Consider the following 14,014-nt stretch of genomic DNA (forward strand, 5'->3'; position numbering starts at 1 on the left):
GTGTATTTATAAAAATGCCGATTAAAATTAATCTCATAAGCACTGCGAATTTTATCACCATCTGCCCACGCATCATTTACGTGCGGCTCAACCTCACGGTGAAAATAGCCCACAATTTCATCTGTCAAACGCACATTTTCAAAATCCCGTAGTTGCGTATCTGGCTCATACATACGCTCTACCTTGCCTTTAGCATCCCGGAACCAACCCCAAACACGCGCATTAGGTTCATCAGTAGCTTTACGTTCCTTGAGAATAACCCCCTCGGCTTCTGAATTACGCTCTGTAAAAACATCCCGAAACAGCTTATTTTCTGTCTTTTTCCACTTGCTACCACGCTGCTTAATTAAAGCATTCATCAGCTTGTCAAACTCACTCCAATTAGGACGGGGTTCTCTTCCTAATTCTCTATCTATCGCTTGCACATCATCTAATAAGTGAGGCACAGCATCTAAAAATCGGCTTTTGCGTTCTACATCCATAAGGTAGAGCAAACGTAGCGGTCTTTCAATGGGAACGCGATTATAGCCAAAGTCTTCATTATCAAAAATCTTGCTAGTTTCACTTTCTACAGACTTACCGTACTCCCGCACCACTGCGGCGATATCATCTTCACCCATGTAACGACGTTTGTCACCTAAACTACGACGCATAGGTTGCCAGCGAGTGCGAGAGTCTATTAATTGAATCTTTCCTTTGCGGTGTCGCTGCTTGCGATTAGTAACAATCCAAATGTAAGTACTAATACCAGTGTTATAAAACATTTGCTCTGGCAAAGCTATAATCGCTTCCAACCAGTCATTTTCAATCACCCACTTGCGGATTTCACTTTCACCGCTACCCGCACCACCAGTAAACAAAGGTGAACCATTGAAAACGATCGCCAAACGTGAGCCATTTTTCTCCGCTTCCGGTTGATACGGCTCAAATTTACTAATCATGTGCTGTAAGAATAGCAACGAGCCATCATTAACTCGCGGTGTACCTGCGCCAAATCTTCCAGCGAAACCTAACTTTTCGTGTTCGCGTTGCACCTCTTTTTGTTGCTTTTTCCAGTCCACACCAAACGGGGGATTAGCAAGAAAATAGTCAAAATTATCACCATAATATTGATCGTTAATCAGTGAATCACCGTAACGAATATCACTGTTTTCATTACTTTTCAGCAACAAATCTGAGGCAGCCATAGCATAAGCACGGGGGTTAAAATCTTGCCCAAATACCCACAATTTTGCAGTTGAATGGTTTTCGCGTAAATAATTTTGTGCCTCAGCCAGCATTCCACCAGTACCACACGTAGGGTCAAGCATTTTGCGAATTATCCCCGGTTTAGTCAAGATATCGTCATCGGGATCAAACAAAATATCTACCATCAAACGGATCACTTCTCGCGGCGTAAAGTGATCGCCGGCCGTTTCATTAGCTGCTTCGTTAAATCTGCGGATTAAATCTTCAAACAGCAACCCCATGTCGATGTTATCCAAGTCATCAGGATGCAGGTTAACATCGCAAAACTTAGAAACAACAAGGTAGAGAATATTTGCTTCACGCATTTTCTCAATTTCAGCAGTAAACTCAAATCGCTCGAAAATTTCGTAAACGTTCTTCGAGAAACCTTTAATGTAGCTGATGAGATGTTGATCTATATTGTCAGGATCACCTTTAAGCTGCTCAAAATCAAGTTGCGATCGATTATGAAAACGTTGCCCTGCTACCTTATTCAGCATTGCATCTAGGGCATCATCCTTAAATGTATCTTTCCTCTTGTCAAATTCCTTTAGTACCTGCGGTTTAGTTGGCGCAAGTACACAATCAAAGCGACGCAGCACCGTCATTGGTAACATTACACGTTCGTACTGCGGTGGGCGGTAAGGCCCCCGTAATAAGTCAGCAATTTGCCAAATGAAGTTTGAGAGTTGGTGATGGTCTGCCATGTGTGTCTATATCGATCTGCTTATTATATCTACATTTCGGGGCGCAGAAAGATAGTTTTACAGCAAACCTGGGAGTTTTAGGAAATATGAGTATTCTTTAGTAAAGCAGGAGAGCGATCGCTAAAATACATAGTCACAGAAAAGTTATACTTCCAGTGACAGGTGCGATCGCTAGTAAGGGAAACAAGACTAACACATCACCTTCAGCACGATGATATACACAATCTGCTCTGCACTAGCTCCAGGGAAATTTTTTCAGCTTCGGTAATTTTAGCCAATCCCTCAGACCACTTTCAGAGAAACTGCTCATACTCGATTCCGACTAAACAGAATTGGGTATGAGCATCCATTTAGCTGGTAATTGTTGCTGCCTGTGCTAACATTGCGGGTAGTTTTTCTCGTGGCTGCAACGCCTACTTTCTTTAGTCGTCAAAAATGAAGAAGAAGTCAGAATCAAGACACAACTCGAAAATACTCGCTATCCGCTTTTTCGGGCAAAATTCATTCTGAATTCTGAATTCTGACTCCTGAATTCTCCTTGAAGATGCATTTATTTGCTACGTAGTTGAGTTAGCTACCCAGGCGAAAAAAAGCAATATATGCTAAGATTGTATCAAATAATAGCAATTATTCAAGAGCAATTTAGAATAATTTTGCGCTTTGTTGAGTAAAAAAGCTAAAATCTACGATTTTTGGAGATTTTTAGGTTATGACAACCTCACAGGAGAGGATTATCCCGATTGACTTGCGAACCGAAATGTCGCAGTCTTATCTGGAATACGCCATGAGCGTGATAGTGGGTCGGGCGTTGCCAGATGCCAGGGATGGTCTAAAACCTGTGCATCGTCGCATTCTCTACGCAATGCACGAGCTAGGTCTGCTCCACGATCGCCCTTTTAAGAAATGCGCCCGTGTTGTGGGGGAAGTGTTGGGTAAATATCACCCCCACGGCGACACGGCAGTGTATGATGCCTTGGTGCGGATGGCACAGGATTTTTCCATGCGATCGCCATTAGTTAACGGACATGGTAACTTTGGTTCGGTAGACAACGATCCGCCAGCCGCCATGCGGTACACCGAATGCCGCTTGCAAGCTTTAACTAGTGCCGGTCTACTCCACGACATCGAATTAGAAACCGTAGACTTTGCCGATAACTTCGATGGTTCCCAGCAAGAACCCACAGTTTTACCCGCACGGATTCCCCAGTTATTGCTCAACGGTTCCTCTGGGATTGCCGTGGGCATGGCTACCAACATTCCGCCGCACAATTTGGGCGAATTGATCGATGCTTTGGTGGCTGTAATCCACAATCTCGAAATCACCGATTTGGAATTAATGCAGTATGTCCATGGCCCAGACTTTCCGACTGGGGCGCAAATTTTAGGAACATCTGCCATTCGAGAAGCTTACACCACCGGGCGTGGTTCTATTACCATGCGTGGTGTCGCTAACATTGAAACCGTCGAACAACGGGGACGACCAGATAGAGAAGCAATTATCATCACCGAATTGCCCTATCAAACCAACAAAGCGGCGCTAATTGAAAAAATCGCCGAAATGGTGAACGAGAAGCGGCTAGAGGGGATTGCAGATATCCGGGATGAAAGCGATCGCGATGGGATGCGTGTTGTCATCGAACTCAAGCGTGATGCTTATCCCCGCGTCGTTCTGAACAACCTCTACAAGCAAACGCCACTGCAAGCCAACTTCGGCGCAAATATGCTGGCGTTGGTGAATAGCGAACCCCAGGTACTCACCCTCAAGCAGTTCTTAACCGTCTTCTTGGATTTCCGCATCGAATCCATTGCCAGACGCACCCGCTACGAACTGCGAAAAGCTGAGGAACGCGACCATCTTCTGCAAGGGTTATTAATTGCCCTATCCCAGTTAGATCCAATTATTGTCTTGATTCGCCATGCACCTGATGCACCCACAGCTAAAGGCGAATTAATCACAACTTACGGACTCTCAGAAGTGCAAGCAGATGCCATTTTGCAGATGCAATTACGGCGCTTGACTGCCTTAGAAGCAGATAAAATTCGTCTGGAACACGATGAATTGCAAGCGAAGATTACCGATTTGCAAGATATTCTAGCCCGGCGAGAGAGAGTCTTAGAAATCATTGAAACCGAAGTTGGGCAACTAAAAACTAGCTTTGCCACACCCCGCCGCACGGTAATTTTACCAGGGGAAGGGGAATTAGACGATCGCGACCTCATTGCCAATGAAAAAGCGATCATTTTGGTGACAGAGCAAGGTTACATCAAACGGATGCCAGTGAACACCTTTGAGGCTCAAAGCCGCGCTACCAGAGGTAAAGCCGCAGCCAAGGTGAAAGATGATGATACCATTGAGCATTTCTTAACTTGCTGCGATCACGACAGTATTTTATTCTTTAGTGAGCGTGGTGTTGTTTATTGCCTGAGAGCTTATCAAATTCCCGCGAGTTCGCGTACCAGTCGCGGCACACCAATCGTCCAAATGCTACCGATTCCCAAAGAGGAAAAAATTACCTCAATTGTACCAGTTGACGAGTTTAGCAACGAAGAATACTTGGTTATGCTCACCAAGGGCGGCAATATCAAGAAAACTGAATTGGCAGCCTTTAGTCACATTCGCGCCAATGGTTTGATTGCCATTTCCTTAGAAGAAGGCGACCAACTGCGCTGGGTGCGACGCGCCAGAGTAGAGGATAGTGTAATCATTGGTTCTCGTAACGGCATGGCGATTAACTTCCGGTGCAACCACGAACAACTGCGTCCTTTAAGTAGGGCGACTCGTGGGGTGAAAGCGATGAAGCTAAAAAATAAAGATGAGCTGGTGGGTATGGATATTTTGCCCGCAGCAATTCTGGAAACTTTGGATGTTACAGAAGCCGAAACTGAAGATATCGAAGCAACCGAAGCAACCGAAGCAATCGAAGCAATCGAAACAGAAGATACCGAAATTACCGAAATTACCGAAATTACTGAAATTACTGAAATTACTGAAGAGTCAGCAGAAGTGCCTAGCAATGCCAGTATTGGCCCTTGGGTGTTGGTAATTACGATGGGAGGATATGGTAAGCGCGTACCCGTTGCCCAGTTCCGACTACAAAATCGTGCTGGACAGGGTTTAATGGCGACCAAGTTCAAAAACCGCAAAACTAAAGATAAGCTGGCAACCCTACGCATTGTCAACAACGATGACGATGAAATCATGATGGTGACAAATCGCGGTATTATCATCCGGCAAGCGGTAAATGCGATTTCTATCCAATCGCGATCGGCAACTGGGGTAAGAGTGCAGCGTTTAGATGAAGATGACGCTATTACCGGAGTGGCAATAGTTCCACCTGATGCTGCTGATGCAGAAGAAGCAGAATAAAAAGCAGGGAGAGAGGTTAACTACCTTACTCCCTTACTTGATTGCCTTAGCTAGCGGCATTCTAATGGGGCTAACCGTCGCCCCAGTGGGTGCATGGTTCTTGGCTTGGATTGCCCTAGTTCCCTTATGGGTGCTAGTTATCAGTTCAGCTAAACGCAAAAATCAATTCCCTCCTGCTTTCCTCTGGGGTATCGGTTATCACGGTGTCGCCCTATACTGGATTACCGGAATTCACCCGATGACTTGGTTGGGCGTTCCGTGGTGGCCGAGTTTGGCAATCACTCTTTTTTGTTGGGGATTTATCAGTGTATTGGGAGGAGTATTCGTTACTATTTGGGCGGCTGTAATGGTTCGCGTAACCGGACAAAAACCGTGGCTACGTATATTAATTGGTACAGCCGTCTGGTGCGGTTTAGAGAGCCTGTGGAGTGCCGGACCTTTGTGGTGGAGTTCTCTTGCTTACACACAAAGTCCGCACAATCTCGTAATTGTACACCTTGGGCAACTCTCAGGGCCGAATACTGTGACAGCTGCGATCGCAGTGGTGAATGGTTTAATTGCTGAAGGATGGACGAACCGCCAAGACGCAGAGGGCGCAGAGAGAATTTCCTCTGTGGCCTCTGCGCCTCTGTGGTTCGTTAATAAATACTTAATTACTGCCACAGGACTATTAATTACCTTACACCTCATAGGTTTTATCTTATATAGCCGTCCCATTGCTCAACTACCAGAAGCCGCCTTGAAAGTGGGGATTGTTCAGGGGAATATCCCCAACCGACTTTTACGGAGTTCTGAAGGGTTTCGTCGCGCCCAAGAAAATTACACCAGTGGGTATATAACTTTAGCAAATCAAGGTGTAGATGCAGTCCTGACCCCAGAAGGAGCTTTACCTATTTTCCAGCGTGACTTGTTGGGAACTGCCTTAGTCGCAGCCGTGAAAGAGAAAGGCGTAGTTGCTTGGATTGGGGCTTTTGGCGAACGGGGAGATAGTTATACAATTAGCTTGTTTACTTTTAATAGTAAAGGTGAAATTGTCAGCCGCTACGATAAATCTAAATTAGTGCCTTTGGGAGAATATATTCCCCTTGAAGGAATTTTAGGCGGGTTAGTTCAGCGCTTATCGCCTTTGGATGCACACCAAGTACCTGGTTCAGCAAATCAGCTATTTGACACCCCTTTTGGTCGTGCGATCGCTAGTATATGTTATGAATCTGCTTTTCCTGAACAATTTCGCCGTCAAGCTGCTATGGGTGGGCAATTTATCCTCAGTTCTTCTAATGATGCCCATTACACTGCATCCATGCCATTCCAGCATCATGCACAGGATATCATGCGGGCAATTGAAACTGATAGATGGTCAGCACGGGCAACTAATACCGGATATTCAGCCTTTGTAGATCCTCACGGCAGAACCTTATGGATGTCTGGATATAATATCTATGAAACTCATGCCGAAACAATTTATCGCCGACAGACACAAACTTTATATGTGCATTGGGGTGATTGGTTAACACCCTTGTTATTAATCTCCTCTGGAGGAGCTTGGTTGGGAATTGGCAGTATAAAGAAATTCAGTAATTTTGGAAATCTTTAGCATATCAATAGCAAGTTAACATAGAAACTCGACTTCCTGTTATAGATCCTTCTCTTTCTTTTCTCTGCGTCCTCTGCGCCACCCTGCGGGAAGCCGCAAAGCGTCTACTGCGGTTCGTAAAAAAGCGTATTGTATTATGGGGTATTAGCTTTTGGGGGAAAACTTTTCGATTGACTAAAATTATGTAGTTCAGAGGCAGTGAGATCGCGCCATTGTCCCAATTGTAGGTCATCTAATTGTAGATGAGCGATGCTGACTCTGACCAATCGCAAAGTTGGAAAACCGACAGCCGCAGTCATGCGCCGTACTTGGCGGTTTTTTCCCTCTGTCAAAGTCATTTCCAGCCAAGCTGTCGGGATATTTTTGCGAAATCTAATCGGCGGGGTGCGTTCAGGTAGCTGTGGTTCTTCTAGTAAGAGCTTAACTTCTGCTGGTTGAGTGCGGTAATCTTGAATTTCCACACCTGTTTGCAATCTTTTGATAGCTTCTGCATCGGGAATTCGCTCTACCTGCACCCAGTAAGTACGTTTATGACCAAAACGCGGATGGGCGAGGCGATGTTGCAATTGTCCATCATTCGTTAACAGCAGCAATCCTTCACTATCCCAGTCTAAGCGTCCCACAGGATACACATCAGACACATCAATATAATCTTTTAAGGTGCTATGTGTGGGGGCATCTTTTGTAAACTGGCTAAGAACGCCATAAGGTTTGTAAAAAATAATATATCGGTAATGATTGGGCATTGGGCATTGGGCATTGGGAATTGGGCATTGCATTATGTTATTCTCCCTCACTCCCCACTTCCCTCTGATACGGGATGCAGTTCTTCGCACATTGCAAGCGGCAAAGATTGTCGGTGTCCGCGCCTGGTTCATGCTATTTCTGAAGAAGCCAAGCAGTTCTATGAAAAGTGCGGTTTTACCCCTTCTCCTGTCGCCCCGATGACACTGATGGTAACAGTCGCAGATCCAAAAGCAGCTTTAGGTTGAAGGATGTGAGGGGTGCGTAGGAGTACCCCAATCCAGACATCGCTTTGAGGATTGCGATCGCTTATCTCCGTAAATTACATTTTGCATATTACTTAGTAGAACTCAGTTTTAATACTTAAAAATACATAAAGACATAAACAAGAAAGAAGTAAAAAAAAATACACTTAAAGTAGTGACAATTAACTAAATAAACATTACATTGATTAAGTCAACCAAAGTTGCTGTGTAACCATACTAGCTGCTCACCGCTTATAAGCTTCTCAAAAGCGTGATGACAGTAAAAAACTAGTTTTGTTAAATATGCCATAAACTATACCGAAAGTTCCAACTATCGGCTAACTTAATGTGCCTAAAAACAGCAATACAGCAGGTTAATATCTCAAGTTTCTAAAAAAATTAATTTAGGTAGGCAGAACTCATGGCAACAATCAAGGGTACTAACCTTAATGACGTCCTCAATGGCACACTAAGTGGTGACATCATCTATGGCTTTGAGGGCGATGATTTCCTCAATGGTGGAGCAGGTAACGACACACTAGATGGTGGCATTGGTAACAATACATTGACAGGTGGAGCAGGTAACGATACTTACATCGTTAATAGCGTTGGGGATGTTGTCAGTGAGGATAACGGCTCAGGCGGCGATGCAGGTGGTATTGATACAGTTAAATCTTCTGTTGACTGGACATTGGGTAGCTATATCGAAAACCTCATCCTAACTGGTACTACAGCCATAAATGGCATTGGAAATGGGCTAAATAACATCATTACAGGCAATACTGCCAATAATTACCTCTCTGGGGGAGATGGTAATGACACCCTTTATGGTCTTGAGGGAGACGATACTCTCACTGGAGATGCTGGAAACGACAAACTCTATGGTGGTGAGGGTAATGACAGCCTCTCCGGTGGCGAGGGAGATAATAGCCTATATGGTGATGTAGGTAACGATGTCCTTGATATTATCCGTTCTTCTGGGAAAAACCTCTTAGACGGTGGCTCTGGGAATGATTCATTTTATGCTGACTACAGCACTGGCAACAACACCCTCAAAGGAGGAAATGGGGATGATAATTTCCAGATTTATTCTTCTTCTGGGAAAAACCTCGTAGACGGTGGCTCTGGAAATGATTCATTTTATGCTAACAACAGCACTGGCAACAACAGCTTCAAGGGAGGAACTGGGAATGATAATTTCCAGATTTCTTCTTCTTCTGGAAATAACCTTTTAGACGGTGGCTCTGATAATGATTCATTTAATGCTGACTACACCACTGGCAACAACACCCTTATGGGAGGAACTGGGGATGATTATCTAAGTATTTATTATGGTTCTGGGAAAAACCTCTTAGACGGAGGCTCTGGGAATGATGCATTTTATGCTAACAACAGCAATGGCAACAACACCGTCAAAGGAGGAGATGGGAGTGATAATTTCTACCTTTATTTTTCTTATGGGAATAACCTCGTAGATGGCGGCTCTGAGAATGATTCATTTGATGCTTACTACACCAATGGCAACAACACCCTCAAGGGAGGAACTGGGAATGATTATTTCCAGCTTTATTATTCTTCTGGGAATAACTTTTTAGACGGCGGCTCTGAGAACGATTTATTTAATGCTCAATATCTCACTGGGAACAATACCCTAAATGGTGGCAGTGACAATGACTCCTTCTATTTGAGCGCCCCATATACTGCCCCCTCTGTTTTAGTGACTCAAACGGTAGATGGAGGTACGGATGACGATTATTTGTCCGTCGATTACGGCTCTGCTACTGCGGGAATTGCCTCGACTTTTAATGCAACTACTAAGCAAGGCTCGATTACGGCTGACACGTATCGAGTGAGCTACAAGAATATTGAACGATTAGATATTCGTGGTACAGCCTACGCTGACACTATTCTGGGAGGGAATGGCAACGATCAGCTATCTGGGAACGATGGCAATGATCTCCTGAATGGAGGGAAAGGCAGTGATGTTCTGTACGGGAATGGTGGCACTGATACCTTTGCCTTCAATAATTACAATGAAGGCGTTGATAGTCTTTATGACTTCGACACTAATGGTGAACTTATTCAGGTATCGGCTGCTGGTTTCGGCGGCTCTTTAGCAGTAGGTACACTCTCAGCTAGTGCCTTTAGAATCGGTTCAGCCGCAACAACGGGCGCTGAAAGATTTATTTACGACAGTGGTACAGGTGGATTGTTCTTTGACCAAGATGGCAGCACTGGTGCCCTTGCTCAGGTAAAATTCGCGCAACTAAACACTGGCTTGTCACTAAGCGCAACCAATTTCGTTGTTGTCTAGTTCTACGCATAAGTAACAGAAAAACGAAGCACAGAGGCACAGAGAATACTGACAAAATAAGAGAGAGAGTTTTTGCGTAAGTCCTCTGGACTACATAAGCCCTCTCTCTTTATCATTTTTTGACCCTATCTCTTCTTGATGAATTGTGAACACCCTTGCTGCTGCATAAAACTTATGCAATGCTGAACATGGCTGTTTATTTTCCGCTTCAACCAAGATAAATGACTCGGAATTAAATTTTTGCTTTAATGATTTAATTCTGAAATCCCTTGCATAAATACCAATCCCTAAGACTGACAATATTCAAAATGCCGCAGCTAGGCTCGTTGTAGACATCGCTTTTCTAAACGTCAAGGTATTATGTACTCGAATACCGTGCAGCATACATAAAATCTGAGGTTTTGCATGAAAGTAGCAGTTTTCAGTACAAAAGCCTACGATCGGCAGTTTTTGTCAGCTGCAAATTCTCCCATCCAACACGAGTTAGTGTTTTTTGAACCCCGTTTAAATCGAGATACGGCTATTCTTGCTGCCGAATTTCCGGCGGTTTGCGTATTTGTTCACGATCAGGTTGATGCCCCTACTTTAGAACTTCTCGCCTCACGGGGAACTCGTCTAGTTGTCCTTCGCTGCGCTGGGTTTAACAATGTAGACTTACCAGCCGCAGCAGACTTAGGAATTACCGTCGTGCGTGTTCCCGCCTACTCACCTTATGGGGTGGCAGAACACGCCGTAGGATTGATTTTGAGCTTAAATCGCAAAATTCATCGTGCTTATAACCGTGTCCGAGAAGGCAATTTTTCTTTAGATGGACTGTTGGGATTTAATTTGCATGAGCGTACAGTGGGAATTGTCGGTACTGGCAAAATCGGTTTAATTTTAGGACAGATTATGAAGGGGTTTGGCTGTAACATACTCGCATTCGACGTTTATCGCAATCCCGAATTGGAGGCGCTAGGTGGAAAGTATGTAGAACTACCTGAGCTATTTGCCAACTCCGATATTATCTCCCTACATTGCCCCCTGACTCCCGAAACCCATCACTTAATTAACACTGAGGCTATAGAAAAGATTAAGCCAGGTGTGATGCTAATTAATACTAGCCGAGGAGCGCTGATTGATACCCAAGCGGTGATTGAGGGATTGAAGTCTGGTAAAATTGGCTATCTTGGTGTAGATGTCTATGAACAAGAATCGGAATTGTTCTTTGAGGATTTGTCTGGAGAAATTATTCAAGATGATATTTTCCAGCGTCTGACAACGTTCCCCAATGTACTAATTACCGGACATCAAGCCTTTTTTACAGCAGAAGCTCTCCACAATATTGCAGAAACAACTTTTGCTAATATTACCGATATTGAACAGGGTCGTACTTGTGCTAATGAAATTCGCGCCTAAACCTTTAGCAATAGCGTTGGGGAGCAAGAATCAAAGCCTCTCTCCCTGTGGGGGCTACCGTAATACACAAGTCGAATTACCCCCCTTAATCCCCCCTTGCAAAGGGGGGAAACAAGAAATCTAGTTCCCTCCCCTTTGCAAGGGGAGGGTTAGGGAGGGGTAAAACCTTGGGTTTTTCAGCTATTTCAGACTTGTGTGTACACCGTAGCCTTTGCAAGGAGAGGGTTAGGGTGGGGTAAAACCTTGGTTAATAAGCTATTTCAGGCTTGTGTGTACACCGTAGCCCTGTGGGGGAGAGGAAGGGAAGTGGGGTTCTAAGAATAAGTTGCACATCGCGTAAATTATTAACACCCTTGTCTCTAGATATGACGAAGGTGGTACACTACATCCATGCTAGGGGTGCCTACATAACCAGGCTGAGATTACACCCTTAACACCTGAGTCTGGGTAATACCAGCGGAGGGAAGCTGTTTATTGAGGAATGACAATATGCGGACTGAATGGGTTGCTAAACGACGTGGGCAGGTTAATGTATCTCAAATGCACTACGCCCGCCAAGGTGTTATCACTGAAGAAATGCACTACGTCGCCCAGCGCGAAAATCTCCCTGCCGATCTCATTCGTGACGAAGTAGCGCGGGGACGAATGATTATCCCGGCTAATATTAATCACACTAACCTAGAGCCGATGGCTATTGGCATCGCCTCTAAATGCAAAGTAAATGCTAATATCGGCGCTTCTCCCAACTCTTCTAATCTTCAGGAAGAAGTTGATAAACTCAACCTGGCGGTGAAGTACGGTGCTGATACCTTGATGGATTTGTCCACAGGGGGCGGTAATTTGGATGAAATTCGCACCGCCATTATTAAGGCTTCACCTATTCCCATTGGGACAGTACCAGTATACCAAGCTTTAGAAAGCGTCCACGGCACAATCGAAAATCTGACTGCTGATGATTTTCTCCATATCATCGAAAAGCACGCCCAGCAGGGGGTAGACTATCAAACTATCCACGCTGGGATTTTGATTGAACATTTGCCTTTAGTGAGAAACCGGCTCACCGGTATTGTTTCTCGCGGCGGTGGGATTTTGGCGCGGTGGATGCTGCATCACCACAAACAAAACCCGCTTTATACTCACTTCCAAGATATTATTGAGATTTTCAAAAAGTACGATGTCTCCTTCAGTTTAGGAGATTCCCTGCGTCCCGGCTGTACTCATGATGCCTCAGATGAAGCTCAATTAGCTGAATTGAAAACCCTCGGACAGCTAACTCGCAAAGCCTGGGAAGATGATGTACAGGTGATGGTAGAAGGGCCTGGACACGTGCCAATGGATCAAATTGAGTTCAACGTCCGCAAGCAGATGGAAGAGTGTTCTGAAGCACCTTTCTATGTTTTGGGGCCTTTGGTGACAGACATTGCTCCTGGTTATGACCACATCACTTCAGCCATTGGAGCAGCAATGGCGGGATGGTACGGTACTGCAATGCTGTGCTATGTAACACCTAAAGAACATTTGGGTCTACCAAATGCCGAAGATGTCAGAAATGGGTTGATTGCCTATAAAATAGCGGCTCATGCGGCTGATATTGCTAGACATCGCCCTGGTGCAAGGGATAGAGATGATGAACTTTCCAAGGCGCGTTACAACTTCGATTGGAACCGTCAGTTTGAATTATCACTCGATCCAGAAAGAGCTAAGGAATATCACGATGAAACTCTACCAGCAGATATCTATAAAACTGCTGAGTTTTGTTCGATGTGTGGGCCTAAGTTCTGTCCAATGCAAACTAAGGTTGATGCTGATGCGCTGACAGAATTAGAGAAATTCTTGGCGAAAGAGACTGTCACTCAAAGCTAACAGATGGTTATGCCGAGTCTGGTTGATATAGTTGTAGCGGTTTTCAGAATTGCGATTTAAATAGTAGACGTAGGTTGGTTTGAGCGGAGTGCAACCCAACATATATCAGGATGTTGGGTTACGCAAAGCCTCCACCCAACCTACATTTTTTTTGCAACTACTAAATCAGTAATTCTGGTTGGTAATTTGTGCGATCGCATTTAATCGCGCCTACTTACTTGTTTCTCATAACGTGAAGGCGGAAGCTGCTACAGGCTGCGCGTAACACGGAAACGTGAAGGCGGAAGTTCTTACAGAGAAAGCGGAAGCTGCTACAGGCTGCGCGTAACACGGAAACGTGAAGGCGGAAGCTGCTACAGAGAAGGCGGAAGCTGCTACAGGCTGCGCGAAACACGGAAACGTGAAGGCGGAAGTTCCTACAGGGAAGGCGGAAGCTGCTACAGGCTGCGCGAAACACGGAAACGTCTTGGCGGAAGTTCCTACAGCGAAAAATATTTTGATTTTTGCTCAGTAATATGTGGTTATTTAACAGAACATTAAAAATACCCCGCAGGA

Annotated in this window: 8 protein-coding genes and 1 riboswitch; of the genes, 6 read left to right on the top strand and 2 right to left on the bottom strand. The window is 44.8% G+C overall.

The window, feature by feature from the left end; genetic code table 11:
• On the bottom strand, positions 1-1,934 hold a 1,934-nt coding region (locus HWQ37_RS22065; protein ID WP_292750865.1), incomplete at its 3' end, for a type I restriction-modification system subunit M.
• Between the two features lie 709 nt (positions 1,935-2,643).
• Between HWQ37_RS22065 and gyrA the strand changes: the two genes are divergently transcribed.
• Entirely contained in the window at positions 2,644-5,301 is a 2,658-nt protein-coding gene (gene gyrA, locus HWQ37_RS22070) for a DNA topoisomerase (ATP-hydrolyzing) subunit A (protein WP_292750867.1), read from the top strand.
• The gene (gene lnt, locus HWQ37_RS22075; protein ID WP_292750869.1) at positions 5,282-6,895 is read left to right on the top strand and encodes an apolipoprotein N-acyltransferase; all 1,614 of its coding nucleotides are present in this window, start codon (positions 5,282-5,284) and stop codon (positions 6,893-6,895) included. Before gyrA ends, lnt begins: the two co-directional genes overlap by 20 nt.
• Positions 6,896-7,029: 134 nt before the next feature.
• Here the strand turns inward: lnt and HWQ37_RS22080 are convergent, their stop codons facing one another.
• Positions 7,030-7,641 (bottom strand): rRNA large subunit pseudouridine synthase E, encoded by a 612-nt coding sequence (locus tag HWQ37_RS22080; protein ID WP_292750871.1) that lies wholly within the window; start codon positions 7,639-7,641, stop codon positions 7,030-7,032.
• Here HWQ37_RS22080 and HWQ37_RS22085 point away from each other — a divergent pair.
• The 4 genes from HWQ37_RS22085 to thiC all read left to right on the top strand — a co-directional run bounded on the left by HWQ37_RS22085 (position 7,630) and on the right by thiC (position 13,459).
• The gene (locus tag HWQ37_RS22085) at positions 7,630-7,887 is read left to right on the top strand and encodes a hypothetical protein (protein WP_292750873.1); all 258 of its coding nucleotides are present in this window, start codon (positions 7,630-7,632) and stop codon (positions 7,885-7,887) included. The genes HWQ37_RS22080 and HWQ37_RS22085 overlap by 12 nt on opposite strands.
• A 418-nt stretch (positions 7,888-8,305) precedes the next feature.
• Positions 8,306-10,198 (top strand): calcium-binding protein, encoded by a 1,893-nt coding sequence (locus tag HWQ37_RS22090; protein WP_292750875.1) that lies wholly within the window; start codon positions 8,306-8,308, stop codon positions 10,196-10,198.
• Positions 10,199-10,603: 405 nt separating this feature from the next.
• Complete coding sequence (locus HWQ37_RS22095) at positions 10,604-11,596, top strand: 2-hydroxyacid dehydrogenase (RefSeq protein ID WP_292750877.1); 993 nt, start codon at positions 10,604-10,606, stop codon at positions 11,594-11,596.
• A 385-nt stretch (positions 11,597-11,981) separates the two neighbouring features.
• A riboswitch (TPP riboswitch) is annotated at positions 11,982-12,078 on the top strand.
• A 7-nt stretch (positions 12,079-12,085) separates the two neighbouring features.
• Positions 12,086-13,459: a phosphomethylpyrimidine synthase gene (gene thiC / locus HWQ37_RS22100; protein ID WP_292750879.1), complete on the top strand. Its 1,374-nt coding sequence runs from the start codon at positions 12,086-12,088 to the stop codon at positions 13,457-13,459.
• Positions 13,460-14,014: the final 555 nt, after the last annotated feature.

The sequence above is a fragment of the Nostoc sp. NMS4 genome, from assembly GCF_017115095.1.
Classification (GTDB): Bacteria; Cyanobacteriota; Cyanobacteriia; order Cyanobacteriales; family Nostocaceae; genus Nostoc.